This window comes from Aeromicrobium sp. WCS2018Hpa-31, assembly GCF_031843905.1.
GTDB lineage: Bacteria > Actinomycetota > Actinomycetes > Propionibacteriales > Nocardioidaceae > Aeromicrobium.
This window is the reverse complement of sequence record NZ_JAVTJF010000001.1, coordinates 248,792-275,569: the sequence shown is the minus strand read 5'-3', so window position 1 is coordinate 275,569 and position 26,778 is coordinate 248,792. Positions and strand designations below refer to the sequence as shown.

Here is a 26,778-nt window from a genome sequence, read left to right as displayed (position 1 = left end):
TTATGGAGAAGTCATACATCGGTTGCTACTGGGGCGACCGCCAAGAGTCGGCGACCGAGGCCGCGAGTCGTCTGCAAGCGACGCTCGACGGGATCCGCGATGTCAGCCCGGCGCTCACTGATTGGTTCGAGAAGGGCGACAGCGCACAGTCAAGAGCGCTCGTACCGACAGATGTTGAGGGTCTGACACGACTCGTCGAGCAGGGCGCCCATCGGACGGACTTCGGCGGCGAGGTCATGAACGACCTCGGCTTCCGGGTCGGTCTGTGGAATGGGCAGAGCGAGGAGAGCGCATCGAGCCTCACAACGACGGTCGGCCTGCACGCTGGCGATCCGGACCTCTCCAACCACGTCCTTCTCAGGCTTCCGGGTGGGCAGGGTTTCTCGGCGACCCTGATCGACCGCCTCGTTGAGATCTGGGAGCCCGACTGGGCCACATGGACCACCCGAAGCCTCCGACGCGCCCAGGGGCAGGCCTTCCGGGAGTCGGTCGGATGGATCACCTACTTCCGTAGCGCTGACCTCGCAGAACCACCCGCTGGAGTCGTGGCGCGACCTATGGCCGGAGGCACAACCATCACGTTCGACAAGCCGTTCGCCGACGTCACCCCCGAGGATGCTGTTCAGGTTCAGACCTGGCTGAACGCGCAGGGTGTGCTTCGGCCCCTGTGACACGCCCGCACCCTCCGGAAGTCTCGGGCGGACGTGGCATCGGGGCGACCAAGGCGTGCGGCCAGTAGTTCACCGAGCCCGGTCCGCCACACTGGCGGGGATGCTGTCATGAAGTTGCCCACGTGAGGACACACAGATGACGATCGAGTTCACCCGTACCGGCACACCACTCGCTGAGGTCCGCTTGACCAAGGTCGCCGGCTCTGCTCTGCCGACCGACTACCGGCGGTTCATGCTCACCCAGAACGGCGGGATCCTCAGTGAGAGCGCACACCTGCCCGACGACGACTCGGGAGCAAGCGTCCGCGCCTTCCTCAGCATCGACGCCGATGACGACAGCTACGACCTCGCCGACGCTCTGCGTACCTACGACGGCCGCTACCCCCAGGGCCTTCTCCCCATCGCTATCGACGCCTCCAGCAACCTGATTCTGCTGGACGTCGGCTACCAGCAATCGGGCTCGGTGTGGTTCTGGGACCACGAGGGCGAAGCCGACGAGGACGAACCCCCGCGCACCGACAACATCGTCAAGGTCGCCGACACCTTCACAGCCTTCCTCCGCGACCTCACCACAGGGTTCACCCCGGAGGAAGAGGCTCTCATCGCTGAGATGGTCGCCGGTGGCACGGCACGGAAGGGCCCGTACGTGCCGCCCGGCGGGTTCACCTTCGGCGGAAAGACATAGGCCAGGTCGAGCCTCCGCCTCACGCCGCACCGACAGTCCGCTTCGCGGGCGCCACGCTGGCGGGGTTCCTGTCATGAAGCTGCCGACGTGAGGACTCTGGCCAGTTCATCAGCTCTCGCACGGACTGATTCCCGAGGCGCGGTCAGTCCAAGCCATAGAAATGGAACTGTCCACGATCCACCTACTGCCCCGAAGTCCAAGAGGTCCTTCCAAGGACTAGCGGCGAAAGACCCGGGTCGCCTACTCTGTGTGGTGTCGGCCACGCGGAAATGGTCCCGAAGAACTAGGGACCATCGCCTCGTGACCTGACAGCATCTTCATGGGAGTGGGGAGAAGTGGTTTCATCATGACGATCACACATGTGGCCGAGCGCCCGTCGAGCGACGACGCGTTCTCGCGTCACGCCTGCGTGCTCGAGCTGGTCGTCGGCGCCGCGCTCATCCCGGCGCGCGACGGACTGACCCCCGTCCTCGAGCTCGTCGCCACCGCGGCCCGCGAGGACAGCCTCACCCCCGAGACCGCCTTCGACCTGGGCCAGCAGCTGCGCCTCGTCACCGGCGACGAGCCGACCGACGACGACCTCGAGGGCCACCTGCTGCTGCGCGCGCTGCTCTCGGAGCTCATCGAGTACGCGAGCCTCGTCGAGGGCGTGCACGTCGACGACCTCGAGCCGCTCGTCGACCACCTCATCGCCGTCGGCGACCTCGCCGAGGCGCGCCGCACCACGCACCTCGCCGAGATCGCGCGTGCTCGCGTGCGCGCCCTCGAGGCCCCCGTGGCCGCCGACCTCGGCGCCGCCTGAGAGCAGCACGGAACCACCAGCACCCTCCGCCCACACCCGGGGCCGGAGGGTGTTTCCGTCGCGGCACGCCGAGCGTTCGCCTCGCGGACCCGGCCACACCGCCGGTCCAGCGCTCACAGGAACGTCACAGCTGACTCACGGACAGCCCGGCCACACTGGAGACATGAACGCCTCCCTCACGCGCGCCGACGGCAGCCGGCTGCGGGTCCTCGTGGTCGACGACGAGCCCAACATCGCCGAGCTGCTCATGATGGCCCTGCGCTACGAGGGCTGGGAGGTGCGCACCGCGGGCACGGGCCGCACGGCCGTGAATGCCGCGCGTGAGTTCGGACCCGACGTGGTCGTCCTCGACTGGATGCTCCCCGACTTCGACGGCCTCGAGGTGCTCCGACGCATCCGCCAGCGCGACGAGCACGTGCCCGTCCTCTTCCTCACCGCGCGCGACGCCGTGGAGGATCGCGTGGCCGGGCTGACCGCCGGCGGCGACGACTACGTGACCAAGCCGTTCAGCCTCGAGGAGGTCGTGGCCCGCGTGCGCGCGCTCGTGCGGCGCACCGGCGCACGCGAGGCCCGTGCCGAGCACGTGGTGGTCGTCGGCGACCTGGTCCTCGACGAGGACAGCCGCGACGTGACCCGGGCCGACACCGCGATCGAGCTCACCGCCACCGAGTTCGAGCTGCTGCGCTTCCTCATGCGCAACCCGCGCCGCGTGCTCAGCAAGGCGCAGATCCTCGACCGGGTGTGGAACTACGACTTCGGCGGACAGGCCAACGTCGTCGAGCTCTACATCTCCTACCTGCGCAAGAAGATCGACGCCGGTCGCGAGCCCATGATCCACACCAAGCGCGGGGCCGGGTACGTGCTCAAGCCGGTCGAGCCCGCGTGAGCGAGAACGTGCGAGTGTGGCGATGAGCCTGACCCGACGACTCGTCCTCACCGTCGTGGCGCTCGTCGTCGCCGTCAGCCTGCTCGTGGCCGGCGCGGCGACCCTGGTCATGCGCGCCTACCTGACCGACCGTCTGGACGCCGAGCTGGCGCAGTCCACCGAACGCGCCCGGGTCCAGGCCGGCGGGAACCCGGTCGGCGACGGGCCCGGCGGTCCGTTCGATTCGCGCCCCCGGCCCAGCGCCCTGTGCGGCGAGCCCCCGCGGCCGTCCCTCGGTCAGTCCGCCCGCAGCCTCACCGCCGTCTACACCGACGACTGCCGAGCCGGTGTGCAGATCACCGAGAGCGCGGGGCTGCGTCCGCTCTCCAGCTCCGCCCTCGACGAGCTGGCCGACGTCGACCCCGACGACGAGCCCCTCACCGTCGACCTACCGGGCCTCGGCTCCGTGCGCGTGGCTGCCACCACCACCGCCGACGGCACCGTCGTCGTCCAGGGCCTGCCGACCGGCGACCTCGACGAGACGCTCACCCGCCTGCTCTGGTGGGAGGCGCTGCTGACCGTGCTCGGCGCGGCTGCGGCCGGGCTCGTGGGCGGCGTCCTCGTGCGCCGCCAGCTCCGCCCCCTGCGCGAGGTCGCGGCCACCGCCCACGAGGTGACCACCCTCCCGCTCGACAGCGGCGAGGTGGGCCGCACCGTCCGTGTGCCCGAGAAGCTGACCGACCCCGGCAACGAGGTGGGCCAGGTCGGCGAGGCCCTCAACCGGCTGCTCACGCACGTGGAGCAGGCCCTCGACGCCCGGCACGAGAGCGAGCAGCAGGTCCGCCAGTTCCTCGCCGACGCCTCCCACGAGCTGAGGACGCCCCTGTCGACGATCCGCGGCTACGCCGAGCTGGGCCGGCGCACCGGGACCGACCAGCTGACCAAGGTGGAGTCCGAGGCCGCGCGCATGTCGACCCTCGTCGACGACATGCTGCTGCTCGCGCGGCTCGACTCCGGCCGCCCCCTGGAGCGCGAGCCCGTCGACCTGAGCCTCCTGCTCGCCGAGTCCGTGAGCGACGCCCGCGTGGTCGACGGTGGGCACACCTGGCGCCTCGAGCTCCCCGACGAGCCGATCGAGGTGCCCGGCGACGCCCTGCGCCTGCACCAGGCCGTCACCAACCTGCTCCGCAACGCCTCCCGGCACACCCCACCCGGCACCGTGGTCACGGCACGGCTCCGCCTCCCCGACGCGGACCACGCCGTCGTCGAGGTGCACGACGACGGGCCCGGCATCGGGCCCGACCTGCTGCCCGTGGTGTTCAAGCGCTTCACCCGCGGCGACTCCTCGCGCACCCGCGAGTCCGGTGGCGCCGGGCTGGGCACGTCCCTCGTCGCGGCCATCGCCGAGGCCCACGGAGGCACGGTCGCCGTCACCAGCGAGCCCGGCAGCACCACCTTCGGCATCACGCTCCCCCGGACCTGACGGCCCGCCGACACCTCACAGCAGCGGCACAGTCCGCCGAGGGCGCCACCCCAGGAGCGCCGTCGAGCATCGGCGACATGGACCAGACCGCCACGATGCCCGACACCCACCAGACCCGCAGCACCCCCGACGCCAACCCCCTCGACGCCGGCTCCTCCGACGGGCCGGCCTCGAGGGCGCCGGGGATCCTCGCCCGAGCGTGGCGGGGCGATCCCGCCGACCACCCCGCGGCCCGACCGGCGCTGGTGCTGCTGCTCGTCGGCACCGCGGCGCTCTACCTCTGGGGCCTCGGCTCGTCCGGATGGGCCAACTCCTTCTACTCGGCCGCCGCGCAGGCCGGGTCGGACTCGTGGAAGGCGATGTTCTTCGGCGCGTCCGACGCCGCCGGGTCCATCACCGTCGACAAGACCCCCCTGTCCATCTGGGTGATGGCCCTCTCGGTCCGGCTGTTCGGACTGTCCTCCTGGAGCATCCTGGTGCCGCAGGCCCTCATGGGGGTGGCCACCGTCGCGCTGCTGCACACGACGGTGCGCCGCACGACGGGCAACGCGTGGGCCGGGCTCGGTGCCGGGCTCGTGCTCGCCCTCACCCCGGTCGCCGTCCTGATGTTCCGGTTCAACAACCCCGACGCCCTCCTGGTGCTGCTCCTCGTCGGCGCGACGGCGGCGACCCTCCGTGCGCTCGAGGACCCCCGCCGTGCCGCGCGATGGCTGGCTCTCGGCGGGGCGCTCGTGGGCCTCGGCTTCCTGACCAAGATGCTCCAGGCGTTCCTCGTCCTCCCGGCGCTCGCCGGTGTCTACCTGCTGGCCGCCTCCGTCCCCCTGGCCCGCCGCCTGGTGCACCTGGTCGTCGCCTTCGCGGCCATGGTCGTGGCCGGCGGCTGGTGGGTCCTCGTGGTCGAGCTCTGGCCCGCCTCGAGCCGCCCCTGGATCGGCGGCTCGCAGGACAACTCGATCCTCGAGCTGACCCTCGGCTACAACGGTCTGGGTCGATTGAACGGCAACGAGGTGGGGTCCGTCGGCGGCGGCGGGATGCCCGGTGGCGGCGGCGGAGGTGGCTGGGGCGAGACCGGGCTGCTGCGCCTGTTCTCGAGCGAGATCGGCGGTCAGGTCGCGTGGCTGCTGCCGGCGGCGCTGCTCCTTCTGGTCGCGGCCCTCTGGCTCACCCTCCGCTCCGGTGAGGACCGTCGCACCCGTCCCGTCACGGCCGGGCTCGTCGTGTGGGGTCTCTGGCTCCTGGTCACGGGCCTGACGTTCAGCCTGATGGCCGGCATCTTCCACGCGTACTACACGGTGGCGCTCGCCCCGGCGATCGCCGCGATCCTGGGGATCGGCGGCCACGTGCTCTGGCAGCACCGACACACCGTGACCGCGGCCGTCACCGCCGTGGCCGTGCTGCTGTCCACCGCCGCGACGGCGACGGTCCTGCTCGGACGCTCCGACGGCTTCCTGCCCTGGCTCACGCCGCTCGTGGTCACGCTGGCCGGCCTCAGCGCGATCACGGTCGCGCTGCTGAGGTTCCTCCCCGCACGACTGCGTCGACGTGCCGGGCTCGCCGTCGCTCTCGCGAGCCTCGTCGCCCTGCTGGCCGGGCCCACCGCCTACGCCGTCGACACCGCCGGCAGCGCCCACACCGGGTCGATCCCGTCCGCCGGTCCCAGCACGGGCCGCGGAGGGTTCGGCGCCGGCCCGGGAGGGGGACGCGGGCCCGGCGGTGGTCAGCCGCCGCAGCTGCAGGACGGCCGGACCGGCCAGGGACAGCCGCCCCAGGGCGCGGGACCGCAGGGGGCTCCGGGTGGGACCGGCACGGCCCCGGGTGACGGGAACCAGGGCGGACCAGGAACCGGTGGACTGCTCGACGGCTCCTCGTCGTCGGAGGCCATCGACGCCCTCCTCACCCAGGACGCGGGGTCGTACACCTGGGTGGCCGCGGCGATCGGCTCGAACAGCGCCTCGGGCTACCAGCTCTCCACCGAGGAGCCGGTGATGGCGATCGGCGGGTTCAACGGCTCCGACCCCTCCCCCACCCTGGCGCAGTTCCAGCAGCTCGTCGCCGACGGCGAGGTCCACTGGTTCATCGGCGGAGGCGGAGCAGGTGGACGCGGGGCAGGTGGACGCGGCGGTCCCGGCGCGAGCGGCGGCACGAGCACCCAGATTCAGGAGTGGGTCGAGGAGACCTTCACCGCGACCACGGTCGACGGCACCACCCTCTACGACCTGTCCGGTGGCATCGCATGAGCGCGGCGCACCTCGCGGCCACCGCCGACGCTGCGGGCTCGACCGTCCGCCGCACCGGGACGATCGACGTCGTCGTTCCCGTCCACAACGAGGAGCGAGCCCTGGTCGCGTCGGTCCTGACCGTCCTCGACCACCTGGCCACCCTGCCGTTCCCGTCTCGCGTCACGATCGCCGACAACGCCAGCACCGACCGCACCGCCGAGCTCGCCGACACGCTCGCCGCGCAGCACGCGAGCGTCCGGGTGGTGAGGCTGGGCGAGAAGGGGCGGGGCCGCGCGCTCAAGGCCGCCTGGTCGACCTCCGACGCCGACGTCCTCGTGTACATGGACGTCGACCTCTCGACCGACCTCAACGCCCTCCTGCCGCTCGTCGCACCCCTGCTGACCGGACACTCCGACCTCGCGATCGGGTCGCGACTGGCCCGCAGCGCCAGGACGACCCGCGGCCCCCGGCGCGAGATCATCTCGCGCGGCTACAACTACCTCCTGCGGGGCACCATGCGCGCCCGCTTCAGCGACGCCCAGTGCGGCTTCAAGGCGATCCGACGCGACGTGGCCGAGCGCCTGCTGCCGCTCGTCCACGACGACGCCTGGTTCTTCGACACCGAGCTGCTCGTCGTGGCCGAGCGGGCCGGGCTGCGCATCCACGAGGTGCCGGTCGACTGGGTCGACGACCCCGACAGCAGCGTCGACGTGGTCCGCACCGCGCTCGACGACCTCCGTGGAATGGCTCGCCTGGGCCTGGCCCTGGTGCGGGGACAGGTGCCGGTGGCTCGGCTCGGCGAGGAGCTCGGTCGCGCCACGCGGCGCAGCGCCGGCGGTGGGGCGTCGGCCCAGCTGGTCGTGTTCGCCCTCGTGGGGGTGCTCTCGACGGTCGCGTACGCCGCGCTGTTCCTGCTGCTCAGGTCACCCCTCGGCGCCCAGGGGGCGAACATGGCGGCGCTGCTGGTCACCGCCGTCGCGAACACGGCCGCCAACCGACGCTTCACGTTCGGGGTGCGTGGTCGCGACGGGGCCGCCGTCCACCACCTGCAGGGGCTGGCGGTGCTCGCAGGTGGGGTCCTCGCGACGAGCGGCGCCCTCTGGACGCTCCACCACCTGGCCGGGACCGAGCACCGGGCGCTGGAGGTCGCGGTGCTCACCGCAGCCAACCTCGCGGTCACCGTCGCCCGGTTCGTCCTGATGCGGACCTGGATCTTCCGCACCGACGACCGGCAACCGGGTTGAGGCGGGCGCGCCGGGCCCGGCTGTTGTCCCGCGACCGCCCATCGGCCAAGATCGACACGTGATGTCACCCTCCGTCAGACGTGCCCTGGCCGTGACCGCGACGCTGCTCGCCCTGGCGATGCTGGGTGCGGGGCCGGCGGCAGCCGAGGATCCGATCGACGTCACGGGGAACATCACCGACCGCGCCGACGCCCTCAACGGCGACACGGCCGAGGTCCAGACGGCGCTCGACGCCTACTACGAGCAGACCAATCGCCAGCTCTTCGTCGTCTACGTCAGCGACTTCGGCGGCCTCACGGGCTCGGAGTGGGCCGCGCAGACCGCCGAGCGCTCGGGCCTCGGCCGCGCCGACGTCCTCCTGGCGATCGCCCTCGACCAGCGCTCCTACGGCTACGACGCCGACGCCGAGGACTTCTCCGACGCCGACCTCGAGAAGGTCGACCGCGACTACATCCTTCCCGCGCTGCGCCAGGACGACTGGGCGGGTGCGGCCGTCGGGGCGGCCGAGGGGCTCACCGAGGTGAGCCAGGACTCAGGCATCCCCTGGGGCTGGATCGTCGGCGGCGTGGGCCTCGCCGCTGCTGGCGGTGGCTACGCCATCCACCGCTCCCGCCGCCGTTACGACCACACCCACCCGGTGGTGGACGAGCACGGCCGGCCGGTCGACCCCGCCAGCATCCTCACCGACGAGGAGCTCGAGGCGGCGGCGGCCAAGGCGCTCGTCGACGTCGACGACGCCCTCCAGTCCTCGGCCCAGGAGCTCGGCTTCGCCGAGGCGCAGTTCGGCACGACCGCCACCGCCGAGTTCCGCGCGGTGATCGAGGACGGCCGCACCCGCGTCCGCGAGGCCTTCACCCTGCGTCAACGACTCGACGACGCCGAGCCCGAGTCGGACGCCGAGCGCCGCACGCTCCACTCCCGGATCCTGCAGATCTGCGACGAGGTCGACGACGCCCTCGACGCCCAGGTGGAGCGCTTCGACGCCGTCCGCGACCTGCAGACGCGCGCTCCGGAGGCCGTGGCGGCGCTCCAGCCGGTCCTCGCCGCCACCGTCGAGCGGCTGCCCGCCTCCCGCGCCACGCTCGAGTCCCTGCAGTCCACGCACTCCGGCAGCGCGCTGGCCGCCGTGGCCGACAACGTCGTGCGGGCCGAGTCCCTGACGACCAAGGCCGCCGAGCAGGTCACCCTCGCCCAGGGCGCCCTCACGAGTGGTGACGCCGCGACCGCGGCCCTGCACCTGCGCACGGCCGAGGACGCCACCGCCCAGGCCACCGCCCTGCTCGACGCCATCGACACGGCCCGGACCGACCTCGAGACGATCCGCGACGACGCCGACGACCTGCTGGGACAGGTCGTGGCCACCGTCTCGGCGGTCACCACCTACGTCGAGACGCACCGCGGTGCGGTCGGCAGCACCGCCCGCACCCGGCTCTCCGAGGCTGCGCGCCTGCTCGACGAGGGACGGCTCGCCCTGACGGGCGACCCTGCCGGCGCCACCCGCACCCTCGAGCGTGCCGCGGCCCTCGTCAAGGAGGCCCAGTCGACGGCCGAGGCCGACGTGGCGGCGTGGCGATCAACCTCCGACCGCGACGACCTCTCCCTCGGCGGCATCCTCGGAGGGGGCGGCGGTGGTGGCGGCGGCCTGCCCCGACTGCCCGGTGGGTTCGGCGGCAGCTCCAGCCGGAGCCGCCGCACCTCCCGCAGCAGCAGCTCCCGACGGAGCAGCTCGCGGAGCAGCTCACGGCGCAGCAGCAGCCGACGCAGCGGCGGCGGACGTTCGCGGCGCAGCGGCGGCGGACGCTTCTGACATCCTGACCACCCACCCCGACACCAGCATCCCCAGTCCAAGCACCCAGCACCCAGCACGCCGACCGGAAGAGAGAGCACCATGGCACAGAAGCAGTCCATCCTCGGACGCATCGCCCAGCTGACCCGCGCGAACGTCAACTCGATGCTGGACAAGGCCGAGGACCCCGAGAAGATGCTCGACCAGCTGGTCCGCGACTTCACCAACAGCATCGCCGAGGCCGAGGAGGCCGTGGCGCAGACCATCGGCAACCTGCGGCTCGCCGAGGCCGACCACCGTGAGGACGTCGCGGCCGCCAAGGAGTGGGGCGGAAAGGCGATCGCCGCCTCCCAGAAGGCCGACGCCCTGCGCACCGCCGGCCAGACGGGCGAGGCCGACCGCTTCGACCAGCTCGCGAAGGTGGCGCTCGGCAAGCAGATCGGCTTCGAGAACGAGGCGAAGGCCGCCGCGCCCTCCATCGCGTCGCAGAACGAGACCGTCGAGAAGCTCAAGACCGGGCTCATCACCATGCGCTCGCGTCTCGACGACCTGAAGACCCGCCGCGACCAGCTCGTGGCCCGTCAGAAGACGGCCGACGCGCAGTCGCAGGTGCAGCAGGCCGTCTCGTCCATCAACGTGCTCGACCCCACGAGCGAGCTCTCGCGCTTCGAGGAGAAGGTGCGCCGCGAGGAGGCACGGGTCGCCGGCCAGGCCGAGCTGGCCTCCTCCAGCCTGGACTCGCAGTTCGAGGAGCTCGAGGCCGACTCGACCGCCCTCGAGATCGAGGCGCGGCTGTCCGAGCTCAAGGGCCAGCTCGGGGCTGCCCCGGCCGGTCAGGTCGAGGCCGGCCAGGACGCCCCCGAACAGACCAAGCCCTGATCCGAGACCTGCGAGGATGACGCCATGAAGTTCAACGAGACCTACTCCTACGGCGATGCCGACGTCGAGGCCGTGTTCGGCCTCATCTCCAGCCAGGAGTTCCGCACCGAGTCCGGTGAGGAGTCCGGCGCGAGCGACATCGACGTCGACGTCGACGAGTCCGGTGGCGGCGTCACGATCACGATTGTGCGCACCCAGCCGGCCGAGATGCCCGACTTCGTCAAGAAGCTCACCGGCGACACCGTCAAGGTCAAGCAGACCGAGAAGTGGAGCGCTCCTGCCGCCGACGGCAGCCGCCGTGCCGACGTGAAGGTCAGCATCATCGGCCAGCCCGCGGAGATGCTCGGCACCGCAGTGCTCGAGTCCACGGGCGGTGGCACCGAGTTCACGGTCAACGGTGACGTCACGGTCAAGATCCCGTTCATCGGCAAGAAGATCGAGCCCGAGGTGGCCAAGGCCATCCGCGGCTCGCTGAAGCACGAGGTCGAGCTGGGCATGACCCGTCTCTGACCCCGCACCAAGCGAAGGGCCCCGACCGTCGGTCGGGGCCCTTCGTCGTGCCGCGTCGTGTCGTCCTGGCCCGGAGACGTGGGGCGTGGTCAGCCGAGCAGGGAGAGCACGGCCTCGATCTCCTGCGGCGCGTACCAGGCCAGCTGACCGCTGCCGTCGGCGTCCACGTGGAGCGCCTCGACGTCCGCCGCGGTGACGTCGGCCAGGGCCGTCGCGCCACCGGTGTCCGTCGCCTCGACGTCGGCGACGACCACGACGGGGCCGTCCTCGGCCGCCGCCACGAGCGCCTCGTACTCGTGCTGCTCGTCCTCGGACTCCGCGGCCACCACCTCACCGCCGAGCGCGCCACCGTCGCGCAGCCGACGCAGGCCGTCGGCGTCGACGCCCACCCAGACCCGCACGTCAGACCCGTCGCGGCTTCTGGCGGCCGCGCGGGGCCCGCCCGCGCCGGGGTCCGACGGTCTCGACGAGCTCCTCGAGCGCCTCGCTGATGCACTGCCCCAGCACGTCGACGTCGGGCACGGCCTCACGGTCGGCGACGATGCCGAAGAACACGCGACCGTGGTACGACGTGACCGCGATCGACACGGCTCGATGGTCGATGAGCGGGATCGCCTGGTAGACCTCGGCCAGCTGCTCGCCGGCCATGTACACCGGCTCCTGGGGGCCGGGGACGTTCGTGATCGTGATCTGGTGCCCACGGGACGTCTCGGCGGCCGCGACGCGCGCGCCCACGGCGTGGAAGGTCGACGTCGCGAACCCGGGCAGGCTCGCCAGCTGGTTGGCCGCCACCGCCGAGCCCGTCTCGCGGTGGTCCTTGAGGGCGTACGACACCTGGTGCAGGCGGACCACCGGGTTGGACTCGCCGACCGGCAGCGAGAGCAGGTGCCCACGCACCTTGGACCCGAGCGACGTCGGCAGGCCGTCGTCGGCCACCACCGACATCGGCACCATGGCCCGGAAGCTGGTCTTGGCGGTGACCGGCTCGGCGCGGGTGAGCATCCACCCACGGATGCCACCCGTGATGGCCGCGAGGATGACGTCGTTCACGGTGCCGCCGTGCTGGTCGCGGACCCGGCGGTAGTCGTCCAGACAGGTGGAGAGCGTGGTGAACCGGCGGTGGCGGGACAGCTGCGCCGACAGCACGCCGCGCGTGGCGACCGGTCCGCCGCCCACGACCGGGAGGTGCCGCGCCACGCGACCGACGTTGAGCTCCGCGATCCGCAGCGCCTCACCCGGATGACGCACGTTCCGCTCCAGCGTGGCCGAGACGGCGCCGAGCGGCCCGGGCGCGGGGCGCGGGTTCCAGTCCTCGTGAGGGATCTCGCGCACCCGGTCGGTCTCCTCGAGCAGCACCTGGGCGAGGTCGATCGTCTCCGAGCCGTCGACGAGCGCCTGGTGGGCCTTGAACAGCAGCGCCACGCTGCCGTCCTCGAGGCCCTCGATGAGGTAGAGCTCCCACAGCGGACGGTCGAGGTCCAGCCTGCGGGCCACGAGCCGGCCGACCAGCTCGTGCAGCGCGTCGCGGGTCCCCGGACGTGGCAGCGCCGACCGCCGCACGTGAAGGGAGATGTCGAAGCCCTCGTCGTCGACCCACAGCGGGGTCCCGAGCGCCCCGGGCACCTTGCGCGGCACCTGGCGGTACCGCGGCACGATGTCGAGCCGCTCGTTGATGACACCGATCAGCCGGTCGTAGGTCAACGCCCCGCCGGGCTCGAGGATCGCGAGCGACGCCACCTGGCGCGGGACGTCGGGACTGTCCTGGTTCAGGAACATCGCGTCCAGCGGACTCAGTCGCTGCATCTCACTCCTCACGGATCGCGACGAACCTACCACCGCCGTCACGGCGACACAGCGGCGTGCGTCACCCCCAGCACGTGCTGCGCGAGGTCGGAGACCGCGGCCACGAACGGCGAGCCGGCGGCCACCTCCCGCGCGGTGGCACCCCGGAGCGCGGCGGTGTCGAGGGTGGGGCCGTCCTGCGGCAGCAGGGCCACGGGCCGGACGCCGGCCAGCCGGTGCACGGTGGAGGCCAGCTCCTCGGCACCCCAGCCGATGCCGGCCCGCACCTGGTTGAGCACGACGATCGGGCGCACGACACCGAGGTCGTCGAGGTCGTGCAGTCCCCTCACCAGGCGCGTCAGGCCCACCGGGTCGGCCCGACCCACGGCGACGACGACGTCGGCGAGCTCGAGCAGGGCCGCCGTGGCCTGGTTGCGGCCGGCCCCGGCGACCCCCTCCCCCGGCTCGAGGCAGAAGCCCACGTCGGCCACCACGACGTCGGTGGTGTCACGCAGCCGTTCGACCACGCGCTCGAGGGCGGCGCGTCTGACGTGGATCCACATGTCGGGCCTCGGGAGACCGGTGAGCACCGAGAGCGATGGACGCAGGGCCTGGAGGTGCTCGCCCAGGTCCACGTCCCGGCCCTGGTTGGCCACGCGGCACGCGGCCATGAGGCCGGAGACCTCGTCGAGCAGTCCCAGCTGCTGTGCCTGGGCACCGCCGTAGGTGTCGGCGTCGACGAGCACGCACCGGGCGTCGTCGCGGCCCAGCTCGTCGGCGAGCGCCAGGGCGACCGAGCTGCGCCCCGGCGCGCCCGCGGGCCCCCACACCACGACCAGCGTGCCGCGTCGCCGCGAGGTGCTGCCGTCCGCGACGTCCGGAGGCCCGCCGTGCTCGACCGACGCAGGACCGGGTGGGAGGCCCGCGGCCGTGGCGGTCGCGGACACCTCGACGGCACGGACGGCGTCGAGGACGGCCGAGCCCGGGCCCACCACGTCGATGCCCAGGGCCTCGGCGCGATCCGTCGGTCCGAGCCCGACCAGGGTGACCCCCGCCGCCTGCACCGCGCGGACCGCCTCGAGGTCGAGGCCGGGGACGGACAGGTCGACCGCGGCCACCGAGACCCCACCCGCCTGAGCCACCGCGATCAGCTCCGCGACGTCGACGCACCGTCGCACGAGCACGAGGTCGCGGGCCGACTCCAGCTCCCGCACGGCGTCGACCTCCCACCCCGCACCGGCAGCCGCGAGGACGACCCGACGGTGGGGCCTGCCGCTCATGAGCGACGCACGATCGTCACGTGGCGAGCGGTGAGGGCCGCGACGATCTCGCCGTCGAGGTCGAGCCCGGCCACGTCGACCAGCACGGTGCGCGTGCCGCCGGCGCCGACGACGGCACCGTTCCTGACCACGGGGACGTCGGTGAGTGCGAGCGCGGCCTCCCCCGCCTCGGCACCGTCCTCGGGCGACGGCCCGACCCACACGTCGACCCGGTCGCCGCTGCGCAGGTCGTCGGGCGCTGCGCCGAGCCGCACGGAGAGCGGCAGCTCGGTCGCACCGCCGGCGCCGTCGCGGGCCATCGCGGACCGCTCCACGAGCGCGCCGCCGCGTCCAGCGCGCGCCCACCTGAGGGACGCGAGGTCGGCAGGCAGCTCCTGGTCGGTGCGCAGGAAGGCGCCGGCGGCGCGCTCACCGAGACGCGCGCGCGACTCGACGAGGTCGGACCGCTCGACCGGGTCTCCGGCGGCGACGTCGCGACTCAACGCCCAGTAAGGCTCGGTGTCGTCGCCCGCCGCCACGACGTAGGCACCCAGCACGGTCGCGCCGAGCACAAGGAGCACGCCCAGCACCAGCCGAGGGTCGCTCCACGGCTGCTGACGCACGCGCGCCGCTCCGCCCGTCCGTCCGGTCGTCCCGCCGCTCGATCGTGGCCCCCGCCAGTTCGCCATGGGCATGTTTGTACTGGGCGACGGCGTGGGCGTCCAGCCCTCGCTGTGGAGAACGGTCCCCCGTCCGGTCGTCCACAGGTCGGACGGCCGCGACTCGACGTGACACCGCAGCGTGGAAAACTGGGACCCATGTCCGATGGGTCTCCCCGCTTCCTCACCCTGGCCGACGTCGGCGAGGTTCTGAACGTGACGGTTCGACAGGTCTACGCCCTCGTGCGATCCGGTGAGCTCAAGGGGATCCAGATCGGGGGCCGCAACCAGTGGCGGGTCGAGAAGGACCAGCTGGAGGACTACATCCAGCGCCAGTACGCCCGTGCCGAGCAGGCTGTCGCCGACCTCGGCGAGGGCGATCTGGCCGACGCCGAGCTGTCGAGCGGCGGCGACGCGACGGTCTGATCCCCCGTCCGTCGCCGGGCCGATCCGGTCTCAGCGCGGGACCGTGACGACTGCGAGCGCCTGCAGCGGCACCAGCAGGGTCCGTTCCGCGCTGCGGACCAGCACGCCCCCGTCGACCACCTGCTCCACTCGCGCACGCAGGCTGGAGCCGTCGACACGCACGAGCAGCACCTCGTCACCGTCGTCACGCATGCGGCGGAGCACGTGGCCCCACCCCAGTCGCGCGTCCACCGACGTGAGCGCCGGCGCGCGTCCGTCCGTGCGGACGCCCAGCACCGCAGCCAGCGCGACCACGTGCTCCAGCCCCCCGGCATCGAGGCGAAGGAGCCGCTCGTTGACCAGCCCCACGGTCCCGCCGAGCCGGCCCGCCCCGGCGACCTCGACCTCCACCTGACCGCCGAGCAGCTCGCGCCACGGCGTCCGTGACCACTCCTCGTCACGCAGCTCGGCCACCATCGCCTCGCGCTCGACCAACGCGTCGTCGTCCGCGGCGGCCTCGAGGTCGGCGAAGAGTCGGTCCCAGCGCATGGCAGCACCGTAGCGCGGGCACAGGCGTCCGACCCCTGTGCACGGGCCCTTGACGAAACGACACGATCAGACCTTCACTGTCATCAAACGTCGTCAAACGCAAGGAAACGACCGATGCGCCTGTCCCGGACCGGCTTCGCCACCTGGAGCCTCGCCCTCACCTCGCTCGTCCTGCGCCTGCCGCACGTCCCCACCACCCTCGACCAGCTCTCCTCGCCGTCGTTCCCCATGGCCCTGGGCGCACTCATCGAGCTGGCCCTGCTCGCCGTCGCGACGTGGACGTCGCTGGCCCTGGGCGCGTGCGCACTGGGCGGCGGCGCGGCCCGAGCCGCCGGACGCCTGGTCCCCCGCGCCCTGCGCGGCATCCTGCTCGCCGGGGTCGTCACCGGGTTCGGGATCAGCACCGCCCACGCCGGCGTCGACCATCCACGTCCGGATGGACAGACGACCGACCAGGGTGCCCTGCACCGGTCCGACACCGGGCACCGCACCACCGGTGTCGGACTCGACGGACTGTCGCTGCCCGACCGGCCGGTGCTCGTGGCCCCGGTCGAACCGTCGGCACCCCCGCCGCAGGAACGCGAGATCGTGCTCGTCGCCCCCGGCGACACCCTCTGGTCCATCGCGGCACGCTCGCTCGGGCCCTCGGCCCACGACGGCGAGATCGCCGACGCGGCGAGGCGGTGGTACCTCGAGAACCTCGAGGTCATCGGCTCCGACCCCGACCTCATCCGTCCCGGCCAGCGCCTGGTGGCCCCCGGAGGAGCAGCATGAGGGCCGCGACCGAGCTCCGGACCCCGGCGCGCTTCATCACCGACGAGGACGCGCTCCCCGCCCAGCTGCCCCTGCCACTGCCCGGTTCACCCTCGTCCGTGGTCCCCGTCCCACGGACCCGTGACGGGGAGGAGCTCGCACGCCAGCTGCGAGCGCCGATCGCCCGCTTCATGCAGGGGCTCACCGAGGTGCTCTGCGGGGGCCGACCGGCCCGTCAGCTGTCGGCCTGGATGACGCCCGACGCCCACGCGGCCCTCGTCACCGCGCTGGCGGACGAGCGCTCCGGACGACCCCGACGTCGCGACGAGCGCGCCGTCGGCGGACGCCTGGCGTCCGTCCACCTCAGCGTCGTGCACGCGGGCGCGGTCGAGGTCACCGGACGCATGGTGCACCGCGGGCGCTCGCACGCCGTCGCCCTGCGGCTGGAGCTCGTCACCTCGCCCCGCGGGCGTCAGGTGTGGACCTGCACCGCGCTCGTCTGGGCCTAGGACACGTCCTCGGCCCCACCAGCCCGCGACCGGACGAGTCCTCGCTCGCCGGGCCCTCGGACCCGGCGAGCCCGGCTCAGCGGTTGCGCTTGCGGGACTGGCGCTGCGCCTTGGTCTTCTGGCGTGCCTTGGACTTCTGCTTGGCCTGACGCTGCTTGTCGGCAGCGGGGTCCTCGTCGTCGGCGCGCACCTCGACGTCGCCGTCCTCGGACGGCGCCGAGTAGGAGAGCTTCTGCTCCGCCTTGGGCTCCAGCCCCTTGGCCTGGACGTGCGGGTGGTCGTGCGTCTCGTCGACGGCGCTCTCCTCCACCTGGACGTCGAGGTTGAACAGGAAGCCCACCGACTCCTCGGCGATGCTGTCCATCATGGCGCTGAACAGGTCGAAGCCCTCGCGCTGGTACTCCACGAGCGGGTCACGCTGCGAGTAGGCCCGCAGACCGATGCCCTCGCGCAGGTAGTCCATCTCGTACAGGTGCTCACGCCACTTGCGATCGAGCACGCTCAGCACCACGCGGCGCTCCAGCTCACGGGTGACCGGAGCCCCGAGCTCCTCCTCGCGGCGCGCGTAGGCGGCGAGCGCGTCCTCGGTCATGGTCTCGACCAGGCCCTCGCGGGAGAGGTGCTCGCGTCCGCCGGCCTCCTCCTCGATCTCCTCGACGGTGCGGGAGACCGGGTAGAGCGTGCCGAGGGCGGTCCACAGCTGCTCGAGGTCCCACTGCTCGGGGAAGCCCTCGGTGGCGCCGTTGACGTAGCCGGTGACCGTGTCGGTGATCATGGTCGTGACCTGGTCCTGCAGGTCGGCGCCCTCGAGCACCTTGCGGCGCTCGCCGTAGATGACCTCGCGCTGGCGGCTCATGACGTCGTCGTACTTGAGGATGTTCTTGCGCGTCTCGAAGTTCTGCGACTCGACCTGGCTCTGGGCCGAGGCGATCGCACCCGTGACGCGCTTGTTCTCGATGGGCACGTCGTCGGGGATCTTCATCGTCTGGAGCACCCAGTTGACCCAGTCGGCCTTGAACAGGCGCATCAGGTCGTCCTCGAGCGACAGGTAGAAGCGGGTCTCGCCCGGGTCGCCCTGACGGCCCGAACGTCCACGCAGCTGGTTGTCGATGCGGCGCGACTCGTGGCGCTCGGTGCCGATGACCGCGAGGCCGCCGGCGTCCGTGACGGCCTGCTTCTCCTCGGCGACCTGGGCCTCGATGCGCTCGAGCGTGGCCGGCCAGGCGGCGCTGTACTCCTCGGCGTTCTCGAGCGGGTCGAGACCCTGCTTGCGCAGGGCCGCGTCGGCCAGGAACTCGACGCTGCCGCCGAGCATGATGTCGGTACCTCGGCCGGCCATGTTGGTGGCGACGGTGACCGCACCACGGTGACCTGCGACGGCGACGATGGCCGCCTCGCGCTCGTGCTGCTTGGCGTTCAGGACCTCGTGCGGGATGCCGCGCTTGCGCAGCAGCTTGGAGAGTCGCTCGCTCTTCTCGACGCTCGTGGTGCCGACGAGGATCGGCTGCCCGGACGCGTGCCGCTCCGCGATGTCCTCCACCACGGCATCGAACTTGGCCGCCTCCGTGCGGTAGACGAGGTCGGGCTGGTCGGCGCGGGCCACCGGCTTGTTGGTGGGGATGGGCACCACGCCGAGCGAGTAGGTCTTGTCGAACTCGCTCGCCTCGGTCATGGCCGTGCCGGTCATGCCGCCGAGCTTGTCGTACAGACGGAAGTAGTTCTGCAGCGTGATGGTCGCCAGGGTCTGGTACTCCTCGCGGATCCGCACACCCTCCTTGGCCTCGATGGCCTGGTGCAGACCCTCGTTGTAGCGACGTCCGTCGAGGATGCGGCCGGTGTGCTCGTCCACGATGATCACGTTGCCGTCGAGGACCACGTAGTCCTTGTCGAGCCGGAACAGCTCCTTGGCCTTGATGGCGTTGTTGAGGAAGCTGATGAGCGGGGTGTTCACCGCGTCGTAGAGGTTGTCGATGCCGAGCTGGTCCTCGACGCGGTCGATGCCCTCCTCGGTGACCGAGACGGTGCGCTTCTTCTCGTCGACCTCGTAGTGCACGTCGATGGTCATCGCGCCCACGATGCGCGCGAACTCGCCGTACCACTTCACCTCGTCCTCGGTGGGGCCGGAGATGATGAGCGGCGTGCGGGCCTCGTCGATGAGGATCGAGTCGACCTCGTCGACGATGGCGAAGTTGTGGCCGCGCTGGACGCAGGCCGCGATGTCGTCGGCCATGTTGTCGCGCAGGTAGTCGAAGCCGAACTCGTTGTTGGTGCCGTAGGTGATGTCGCACGCGTAGGCGTCGCGGCGCTCCGGCGGGGTCATGCTCGGCAGGATCATGCCGACGCTGAGCCCGAGGTACGTGTAGACGCGACCCATCCACTCGGCGTGGTACCGCGCGAGGTAGTCGTTGACCGTGATGACGTGCACGCCCTTGCCCGTGAGGGCGTTGAGGTAGCTGGGAAGCGTCGCGACGAGGGTCTTGCCCTCACCGGTCTTCATCTCCGCGATGTTGCCGAGGTGCAGCGCGGCGCCGCCCTGGACCTGCACGTCGAAGTGCCGCTGCCCGAGCACCCGGCTCGCGGCCTCGCGCACCGTGGCGAACGCCTCGGGCATCAGGTCGTCGAGGGTCTCGCCGTTCTCGAGGCGCTCACGGAACTCGGCGGTCATGCCGCGCAGCTCGTCCTCGCTCATCTCGCGGAACTCGTCCTCGAGCGCGTTGACCTGCTTGGAGATCGCGGCGAGCTGTCGCAGGATCTTGCCTTCGCCTGCGCGGAGGATCTTGTCGATGACCTTGGGCACGGTGGACGCACTCCTGAGTTGGTAAGTCGGGCTTCTCGCAGTCTATGCCGAGCGGCCTGACGTCCGGGGTCGGGTCGTGGACCCCGTCTCCGGACCCCTACACCCGGTCGCGCAGCCCCTCGACGAGGTCGCCACGGTGGCCGATCTCGATCGCGGTGAGACCGAGCCATGCCGCCATGGTGCGCAGCTCCTCGGCGAGCTCGGCCGCGGTGTCGACCGGCGCACCGACCTCGGCCCAGGCGCCGTGCACGACGAGCGTGCCGCGCGACCGGTCCGCCTTGAGGTCGACGCGGGCGACCAGGTCGTCGCCGAGCAGGAAGGGCAGCACGTAGTACCCGAACTCGCGCTGGGCCTCGGGCACGTAGATCTCGATGCGGTAGCGGAAGCCGAACAGCCGCTCCGCACGCTCGCGCTCGAAGACGACCGGGTCGAACGGGCTGAGCAGGGCGCGTGCGCGCACCGCGCGCGGCCGGACGGCCTCGTGGTGCAACCAGGCCGGCCGGTCCCACCCACGGACCTGGACCGGCAGCAGGACGCCGGCGTCGGCCAGGTCCTCGATGGCGGCCCGCGTGGGCTCGGGCGCGGAGCGGAAGTAGTCGCGCAGGCACGGGGCGGTGGCGACCCCATGGGCTCGCGCCGCGTGCTCGACCATGACCCGGTGCGCCTCGGCCTCGTCGAGCGCGGGTCGCGCCAGCACCGCCGCGGGGATCACCCGCTCGGGCAGGTCGTACTGGCGCTCGAACTGCGCGGTGCGTCGCGCCGACGTGAGCTGCCCGGTGTGGAAGAGGTACTCGAGCGCGTTCTTCGTGGCCGACCAGTTCCAGCCCCAGTGGGACCGGTCCCGATCGGCCTCCTCACCGACGGCGGCGTCGACCTGGCGAGCGGTGCGCGGACCGTGCGTGGCCACGTGCTCCAGCACGGCGTCGACGAGGTCGGGCTGCTCCTGCGCCACCCGTTCGGGCCCGCCCCACAGACCGCGACGGCCCGCCATGCGGTGCTGCATGGCCGGCCACAGGTCGACGTCGACGAAGGTCGCGACGTGCGCCCAGTACTCGAACATCGCGCGCGGTGCGCGCCCTGCCGCACGATGGAAGACCTCGAGGTCGTACGGCCCGACGCGTGAGTACAGCGGCAGGTAGTGGGCCCGTTGCAGCACGTTCACCGAGTCGATCTGGAAGAAGCCCAGACGGCGCAGCGTCGAGACCAGGTGGCGCCGCTCGACCGCGTCGGGGCGGGGACGCGTGAAGCCCTGCGCCGCGAGGGCGATCCGGCGGGCCTGCAGGGTCGTGAGTCGTTCGGTCACACCGCCGATCCTGCCCTGCCGCACGGACGGAACCTGCAGGAGCCGTCACCGCGGATCGACCACGACCCCGGGAGCGCTCAGACCGAGTCGTCGAGCAGGTTGCTGCGCACCGCGTACATGGCTGCCTCCATGCGCGACTTCATCTGCAGCTTCTCGAGCATGTTGCGGATGTGGTTCTTGACCGTGTTCTCGCTGATGTAGAGCTCCTCGGCGATCTCACGGTTGCTCAGCCCCTTCGCGACCAGCCGCAGCACCTGCAGCTCGCGCTGGGTCAGCTGCGCCGTGGCCGGCGCCGGGCTGCGCGACATCTGCACGAACTCGTCGAGCAGCTTGGTGGCCATGCTGGGGCTGATCAGCGACTGGCCCGCCGCCACGAGCCGAACGGCCTCGGCGACCTGGTCGTAGGTCGAGCCGTCCTTGAGCAGGTACCCGGAGGCGCCGCTGCGGATCGACTCGTAGAGGTCGGACTCCTCGTCGCTGGCGGTCAGCATGATGATGCCGGTCGAGGGCGAGATGGCCTTGATCGCCTTGCAGACCTCGACCCCGGACCGACCCGGCATGCGGACGTCGAGCAGGACCACGTCGGCCGGGGTCTCCTCCACCGCCGCGATGGCCTGGTCGCCGTCGCCGACCTCGACGAGCTCGAGGTCGGCGTCGGCGCTCAGCACCATCGACACGCCACGACGGAACAGCTCCTGGTCGTCGACGAGCAGCACGCGGATACGAGGTGCCCGAGAAGTCACCTCCGCATCATGCCACGCAGCGCGCGTTCGCGTCAGGGGGCGATCCCGCCCTCGACCGTGCCCGACTCGTCGACGTCGAGGTGGATGACGCCGTAGTCGTAGCCCTTGCGCAGGTACACGACGCTCGGACGCATCGAGTCCTTCTCGAGGAACAGGTAGAAGTCGTGACCGACCAGCTCCATCTCGTAGAGCGCCTGCTCGAGGGTCATGGGGACGCCGCTGTGCGTCTTCTCGCGCACCACGAGCGGGCAGTCGCCCTGGACCTGCACCCCGGCGATCGTGGTGGTCTCCACGTCGGGGTCGTCCTGGCTGCCGTCGAGCAGGTCGGTCGAGAGGTCGGCCGGCATCTCCGCGATCGAGGTGGGTCGACGCTTGCCGTGGCTGATCCGGCGGCGATCGGTCGCCCGACGCAGCTGCGCCTCCAGCTTGTCGATCGCCGAGTCGAGCGCCGAGTGCTGGTCGGTGGAGCTCGCCTCGGCCCGGACCGCCGGCCCCCTGGAGCGCAGGGTCATCTCGACGCGCGCGGCGTGCTCGTGCTGACGAGGGTTCTTCTCGTGGGTGACCTCGACCTCGACGCGGTGGATCTTCTGGCGCTGGTCGTACTTCTCGATCCGGTGCAGCTTGTCCTGGACGTGCTCGCGGAATCGTTCGGAGATCTCGCTGTTCCGGCCGTTGACGACGATTTCCATGGAGGGCCTCCCTGCGCTCGGTCGTGCGTTTCACATATCAGTGACCGTAGACCGCCGGGGGCCCATATTCCAGAGGACGGCCGAGTTCGTCCCGAACGGCGGGTGTCCCCGCCCGCGACCCCGGCCCTCGCGGACGTCCTCCGTGGTCGATCCGGGCGCCGGACGTGCCGCCACGACGGCGGCACCGAGCACCCCGACGCCGTCGGAGACGAGCACGCGGACGGCCTCGGCCAGCGTGGCCCCCGTGGTGACGACGTCGTCGACGACCACCACGTCCGCACCACCGGGCAGGCGACGACGCGACCGTCGCAGCGCGCCGTCGAGGTTCCCCCGACGCTCCCGTGCGGCCAGGCCCACCTGGTCCCTCGGCTCCCGCTCGAAAGTCAGGGCGGGCACCACCGTCGACCGCAGCCCCACCGCCTCCAGGCGACGCGAGGCCTCCTGCACCGCGCTCGTCAGCAGGTCACCCCCGCGACGACGTCGGCCGCGTCGCGTGGTCGGCACCGGCACCAGGCAGACCGCGGGGCCCGGCTCGAGCGCGCACACGGACGCCGCGACGAGCGCACCGATCGTCGGGCCCAGCCGCGTGTGTCCACCCCGCTTCCAGGCCAGCATCACGTCACGCAGCACAGCGTCGTGCTCCCCGACCGCCACGACAGGGACCGGTCGTTCGGCGACCAGGCGCGGTCGCGGAGCGATCCTGCGCCGGCACGGTCCGCACAGGTCCACGGCCGGGCACCCGCAGCCTGCACAGGCAGCGCCGAGCAGCAGGTCGGCCGCGGCGAGCAGAGGGTCCACCCCACGAGCGTGGGCCGGCCAGGGACCTCGCACCAGGGGTGCCCCGCAGGGTGTGGACGAGGGGACCCCGACCCTTCGGCGGGATCAGACCCCTGGGGACAGCGTGCTCACCGCTCCGACGCCGAGCCGCGTCCAGGTGGCTCCGGGCCCGAGGTACCAGAGCCGGTCGCGCCGGTCGACGGCCCAGCGCTGCTCCCCCGCGACCACGAGGGTCCGAGCACCGACGTCGGGCAGCACCGGGGCTCCGCCGGCCCCGCCACCCTCCAGCTCCGTGCCGTCGGCCATGCCCTCGAAGACCTGCCGCCCCAGGTCGGTGTCAGCGAGGAACGCCAGACGCGCTCCGTCGACCCAGGCCACCGAGGCCGGCCGGCCGACGTCCCATCGCAGCGCGACGGACGCACCGAGTCCCACCACGCGGTCGTCGGCGGACCGCTCCACAGCCCCGATGCGGACCCGGCCGCCCCCGCCGGTACCGTCTTCCGCCCCCGGCCCGGAACCCCCGCCAGCGGTGGTGATGGCGTACCGCGACCCGTCGGGCGAGAGGGCGAACGACGTGACGTCCAGCGACGCGAGCGCCGCCGACGGGATCGATCGCGTGGCGTCCGGCTCGACGACCCGCACCCGCGACCCGCCGCCGGGGCGGTCGACGACGACGAGCACGTCGTCGGGGAGCCACCGGGCCGAGACGAGGTCCGTCACCGCGACCTCCACCCGGTCCTCGCCCGTCGTCCTGCGGACCACGAGCGCGTCGCCCGAGCGGGACAGCGTGGCCACCCGCGACGGCCCCACATCGATGGCGGCGGTCTCGTCCGGCTCGACGTCCCATGCCTCGGGCACCTGGCGGATCGTGGCACCCACGATCTCGACGACGCCGGCGTCCTCCCCGTCGAGCACGGCGAAGGGCCCCGACTCCACGGCGCGCGGCACGTACCGCCGCCACGACCCGACCGGCTGGACCCGCTGCCCCCGCGGTGTCAGCACGGTGGCGCCCGCCGAGACCCGCACACCGGTCACGTCGCGGACCTGGCTCAGCGTCCAGACCAGCTGTGCCGCCAGACGCCCCTGGTCGGCGACCGACAGCTGCGCGGCCTCCGGCCCCAGGTCCACCTCGGCGACGCCCTCGGCGTCCACCGGGACCGACGGGCGCAGGTCGCCCAGGCCGGGCACGTAGGTCCGGAGCTGGGCGGTGGGGTCGGACGGACCCCGCGCCAGCGACGTCACGAGCGACGTCGCGAGCTGCTCACCCGCCGGCAGGTGAACCACCGAGGGCGCCAGGCGCTCACCGGAGCGGTCGAAGAAGAACACCGGGAACGCCCGGTAGTAGTCGGTGTAGAACTTCTCGGTGACCAGCAGGCCCTCCGGCGGTGCCGAGATCCGCCACTCCCCGTCCACCTGCTGCAGGCCGAACGAGCGTCGTTCCCGGGTGGCGGCGGGCTCGACGCGACCGCGCGCGTCGAGGTCGAGCACCCCCCGTGCGGTCAGCTCCACCTGCACCCCGTCGTCGCGACGGTCCGCACGCACGGCGGACACCAGCGGGTCGCGGTAGACGTGCGTGGCGGCGGCCGGGTTCCAGCGCTCCGCCGCGCCCTGCGTGAGGTACTGCTCGGCCACACCGGTCGACGGCGGGAACGCGAGCATCGCGTCGAGGTAGCCGGAGACCACCTGCTGCGGCGTGGCGCCCGGGCTCGGCGGGGCCGGGGCGTAGCGCACCGTGCTCTGGCCGAGGTCGTCGTCCTCCCGGACCTGCTGCACGGTCCCGCCGGTCGGGATGCCCGAGCAGCCGGCCGCGACCACCAGGACGGCCGCCGCGGCGACCAGCCGCAGGCCCCTCATGCGAAGACCCTGCGGACCACGGGCAGCGGCGCGACGGAACGTCTGGCCGGGTCGACGACGCGTGGGAGGGTCAGCACGAACTCGCTGCCCTCGCCCGCCCTGCCCCACGCCTGGAGGGTGCCGCCGTGCAGCACGGCGTCCTCGCGCGAGATCGCCAGACCCAGGCCGGTGCCGCCCTGGGTGCGCGCCGGGTCGGCGCGCCAGAACCGGTCGAAGACCCGCAGGTTCTCGTCACCCTGCAGGCCCACGCCGAAGTCGCGGACCGCGAGGGAGACCGCGAACGCGTCCTGCGCGACCTCGATCTCGACGACGTCGGACCCGCTGTACTTCGCCGCGTTGGCCACGAGGTTGCGCACGATCCGGTCGATGCGGCGGATGTCGGCCTGCACCACCGCCGGACGATCTGCACCCACCGCACGGCCCACGATGCCGCCGCGCGACAGGATCGGGTCCTCGGCCGCGGCGCGGGCCACCCGCGCGAGGTCGACGTCGGCGAGCTCGAGCTGCGCCGCTCCCGCGTCGAACCGGCTGAGGTCGAGCAGGTTCGACAGCAGCTCCTCGAACCGGTCCAGCTCCCGCTTGAGGAGCTCGGTCGAGCGAGCCGTCTGGGGGTCGAAGCGACGCCGGGCGTCGAACAGCACCTCGCTCGCCATCTGCACCGTCGTGAGCGGGGTGCGCAGCTCGTGGGAGACGTCGGAGACGAACCGCTGCTGCAGACGCGAGAGGTCCTCGAGACGTCGGATCTGGCTCTGCAGGCTGGCGGCCATCTGGTTGAACGACGTGGACAGCCGGGCGATGTCGTCCTCGCCACTCACGTGCATGCGCTGCTCGAGGCTGCCGGCGGCGTACCGCTCCGCGATGCGTCGGGCCAGCCGGACGGGCGTGAGGACCTGGCGCGACACGATGAAGGCGACCCCGCCGACCATGAGCACCATGGCCAGGCCGCCGAGCAGCAGCGCGTTGCGCACGAGCGACAGCGTCTGCTGCTGCTCGGAGAGGGAGAACAGGTAGAAGAGGGCGTAGGTGTCGCCCGTCCCCGGCGACCGCAGCTGACTGCCGACCACCACGGCCGGGCTGGCGTCGGCACCCACGAGCGACAGCTCGGAGTAGCGCCAGAACACGCCCGGACCGTCCAGCACCTCCGCTCGCAGGTCCGTCGGCAGGGACCCCGGGGCGAGCTCGGCCGACGAGCGGACCGGGGGTGCCCCGCTGCCGGAGCCGAGCGGCCCCTCGAGCACGAGCTCGTAGGCACGGTTCTCGCTGTCGGTGTCGGTGACGGAGTCGACCAGCTGGGTCAGGGTGGGAGCCTGTGCCTGGGGCTGCGTCTCCACCGCCGCGTCGAGCTCGGCCTGGGCCTTCTCGAAACCCGTCCGGGCCTCGGCCACCGCGGTGTCGCTTCGGCTCTCGGTGAGACCGTCGGCGACCTGCTGCAGCAGGGCCCACCCCACGAGACCCACCACCAGCGCCACGAGCAGGACGGTGCTGGTCACCACCCGCGTCTGCAGCGAGCGACGCCAGAGCGAGGCGACCCGCCGGATCACGTGGCCCGCCGGCG

At 72.3% G+C, this 26,778-nt stretch carries 25 protein-coding genes; 13 read left to right on the top strand and 12 right to left on the bottom strand.

The genetic code is table 11. The features are described 5' to 3' along the window. Positions 1–2 precede the first annotated feature (2 nt). The 10 genes from RQG84_RS01310 to RQG84_RS01265 all read left to right on the top strand — a co-directional run bounded on the left by RQG84_RS01310 (position 3) and on the right by RQG84_RS01265 (position 11,144). Positions 3–671 carry an Imm52 family immunity protein gene (locus RQG84_RS01310; RefSeq protein ID WP_311208514.1) on the top strand — a complete coding sequence of 223 codons (669 nt, stop codon included), beginning with the start codon at positions 3–5 and terminating at the stop codon, positions 669–671. A 136-nt stretch (positions 672–807) separates the two neighbouring features. Continuing rightward, positions 808–1,356, top strand: coding sequence for an SMI1/KNR4 family protein (locus RQG84_RS01305; RefSeq protein ID WP_311208513.1), 549 nt, complete (start codon positions 808–810; stop codon positions 1,354–1,356). Positions 1,357–1,702: 346 nt separating this feature from the next. Further along, the gene (locus RQG84_RS01300) at positions 1,703–2,158 is read left to right on the top strand and encodes a hypothetical protein (protein WP_311208512.1); all 456 of its coding nucleotides are present in this window, start codon (positions 1,703–1,705) and stop codon (positions 2,156–2,158) included. Positions 2,159–2,321: 163 nt separating this feature from the next. Then, a complete protein-coding gene (locus tag RQG84_RS01295) occupies positions 2,322–3,044 on the top strand; it encodes a response regulator transcription factor (RefSeq protein ID WP_311208511.1) in 723 nt (240 codons plus the stop codon). Positions 3,045–3,066: 22 nt separating this feature from the next. Then, a complete protein-coding gene (locus tag RQG84_RS01290) occupies positions 3,067–4,506 on the top strand; it encodes a HAMP domain-containing sensor histidine kinase (RefSeq protein WP_311208510.1) in 1,440 nt (479 codons plus the stop codon). Positions 4,507–4,583: 77 nt separating this feature from the next. After that, positions 4,584–6,743, top strand: a complete 2,160-nt coding sequence (locus RQG84_RS01285) for a glycosyltransferase family 39 protein (RefSeq protein WP_311208509.1) — start codon at positions 4,584–4,586, stop codon at positions 6,741–6,743. Beyond that, entirely contained in the window at positions 6,740–7,969 is a 1,230-nt protein-coding gene (locus tag RQG84_RS01280; RefSeq protein WP_311208508.1) for a bifunctional glycosyltransferase family 2/GtrA family protein, read from the top strand. Before RQG84_RS01285 ends, RQG84_RS01280 begins: the two co-directional genes overlap by 4 nt. Positions 7,970–8,030: 61 nt before the next feature. Further along, a complete protein-coding gene (locus RQG84_RS01275) occupies positions 8,031–9,776 on the top strand; it encodes a TPM domain-containing protein (protein WP_311208612.1) in 1,746 nt (581 codons plus the stop codon). Positions 9,777–9,857: 81 nt separating this feature from the next. After that, on the top strand, positions 9,858–10,634 hold the full coding sequence (locus RQG84_RS01270) for a PspA/IM30 family protein (protein WP_311208507.1): 777 nt from the start codon (positions 9,858–9,860) through the stop codon (positions 10,632–10,634). A gap of 24 nt (positions 10,635–10,658) precedes the next feature. Beyond that, complete coding sequence (locus RQG84_RS01265) at positions 10,659–11,144, top strand: DUF2505 domain-containing protein (RefSeq protein ID WP_311208506.1); 486 nt, start codon at positions 10,659–10,661, stop codon at positions 11,142–11,144. An 89-nt stretch (positions 11,145–11,233) separates the two neighbouring features. Here RQG84_RS01265 and RQG84_RS01260 read toward each other — a convergent pair whose 3' ends face one another. Genes RQG84_RS01260 through RQG84_RS01245 form a run of 4 tightly spaced genes read right to left on the bottom strand, consistent with a single transcriptional unit; the run spans position 11,234 to position 14,874 of the window. Next, positions 11,234–11,545 carry a hypothetical protein gene (locus RQG84_RS01260; RefSeq protein ID WP_311208505.1) on the bottom strand — a complete coding sequence of 104 codons (312 nt, stop codon included), beginning with the start codon at positions 11,543–11,545 and terminating at the stop codon, positions 11,234–11,236. Position 11,546: 1 nt separating this feature from the next. Continuing rightward, on the bottom strand, positions 11,547–12,947 hold the full coding sequence (locus RQG84_RS01255) for a wax ester/triacylglycerol synthase family O-acyltransferase (RefSeq protein ID WP_311208504.1): 1,401 nt from the start codon (positions 12,945–12,947) through the stop codon (positions 11,547–11,549). A 38-nt stretch (positions 12,948–12,985) separates the two neighbouring features. After that, positions 12,986–14,206, bottom strand: coding sequence for a hypothetical protein (locus RQG84_RS01250; RefSeq protein ID WP_311208503.1), 1,221 nt, complete (start codon positions 14,204–14,206; stop codon positions 12,986–12,988). After that, on the bottom strand, positions 14,203–14,874 hold the full coding sequence (locus tag RQG84_RS01245) for a hypothetical protein (protein WP_311208502.1): 672 nt from the start codon (positions 14,872–14,874) through the stop codon (positions 14,203–14,205). Before RQG84_RS01245 ends, RQG84_RS01250 begins: the two co-directional genes overlap by 4 nt. Before the next feature lie 129 nt (positions 14,875–15,003). On the opposite strand from RQG84_RS01245, the gene RQG84_RS01240 reads away from it, so the two are divergent. Next, positions 15,004–15,270: a helix-turn-helix domain-containing protein gene (locus RQG84_RS01240; protein ID WP_311208501.1), complete on the top strand. Its 267-nt coding sequence runs from the start codon at positions 15,004–15,006 to the stop codon at positions 15,268–15,270. Positions 15,271–15,300: 30 nt separating this feature from the next. Here the strand turns inward: RQG84_RS01240 and RQG84_RS01235 are convergent, their stop codons facing one another. Beyond that, complete coding sequence (locus RQG84_RS01235) at positions 15,301–15,798, bottom strand: hypothetical protein (RefSeq protein WP_311208500.1); 498 nt, start codon at positions 15,796–15,798, stop codon at positions 15,301–15,303. A 114-nt stretch (positions 15,799–15,912) separates the two neighbouring features. On the opposite strand from RQG84_RS01235, the gene RQG84_RS01230 reads away from it, so the two are divergent. Together RQG84_RS01230 and RQG84_RS01225 are read left to right on the top strand one after the other, a co-directional pair. Then, positions 15,913–16,572, top strand: a complete 660-nt coding sequence (locus RQG84_RS01230) for a LysM peptidoglycan-binding domain-containing protein (protein WP_311208499.1) — start codon at positions 15,913–15,915, stop codon at positions 16,570–16,572. Then, positions 16,569–17,060 (top strand): Rv3235 family protein, encoded by a 492-nt coding sequence (locus RQG84_RS01225; protein WP_311208498.1) that lies wholly within the window; start codon positions 16,569–16,571, stop codon positions 17,058–17,060. Before RQG84_RS01230 ends, RQG84_RS01225 begins: the two co-directional genes overlap by 4 nt. A gap of 76 nt (positions 17,061–17,136) precedes the next feature. On the opposite strand, the gene secA is transcribed toward RQG84_RS01225, so the two are convergent. The 7 genes from secA to mtrB form a co-directional block, all read right to left on the bottom strand. Continuing rightward, positions 17,137–19,845 carry a preprotein translocase subunit SecA gene (gene secA / locus RQG84_RS01220; RefSeq protein ID WP_311208611.1) on the bottom strand — a complete coding sequence of 903 codons (2,709 nt, stop codon included), beginning with the start codon at positions 19,843–19,845 and terminating at the stop codon, positions 17,137–17,139. Between the two features lie 109 nt (positions 19,846–19,954). Beyond that, positions 19,955–21,160, bottom strand: a complete 1,206-nt coding sequence (locus tag RQG84_RS01215; RefSeq protein WP_311208497.1) for a DNA glycosylase AlkZ-like family protein — start codon at positions 21,158–21,160, stop codon at positions 19,955–19,957. Between the two features lie 77 nt (positions 21,161–21,237). Beyond that, positions 21,238–21,903, bottom strand: a complete 666-nt coding sequence (locus tag RQG84_RS01210; protein WP_235492860.1) for a response regulator transcription factor — start codon at positions 21,901–21,903, stop codon at positions 21,238–21,240. 32 nt (positions 21,904–21,935) lie between these two features. Beyond that, a complete protein-coding gene (gene hpf / locus RQG84_RS01205) occupies positions 21,936–22,592 on the bottom strand; it encodes a ribosome hibernation-promoting factor, HPF/YfiA family (RefSeq protein WP_311208496.1) in 657 nt (218 codons plus the stop codon). Between the two features lie 30 nt (positions 22,593–22,622). Then, positions 22,623–23,390: a phosphoribosyltransferase family protein gene (locus tag RQG84_RS01200; RefSeq protein ID WP_311208495.1), complete on the bottom strand. Its 768-nt coding sequence runs from the start codon at positions 23,388–23,390 to the stop codon at positions 22,623–22,625. 84 nt (positions 23,391–23,474) lie between these two features. Then, a complete protein-coding gene (locus tag RQG84_RS01195; RefSeq protein ID WP_311208494.1) occupies positions 23,475–25,223 on the bottom strand; it encodes a GerMN domain-containing protein in 1,749 nt (582 codons plus the stop codon). Further along, entirely contained in the window at positions 25,220–26,764 is a 1,545-nt protein-coding gene (mtrB, locus tag RQG84_RS01190) for an MtrAB system histidine kinase MtrB (protein ID WP_311208493.1), read from the bottom strand. The genes RQG84_RS01195 and mtrB overlap by 4 nt, the downstream gene beginning before the upstream one ends. Positions 26,765–26,778: the final 14 nt, after the last annotated feature.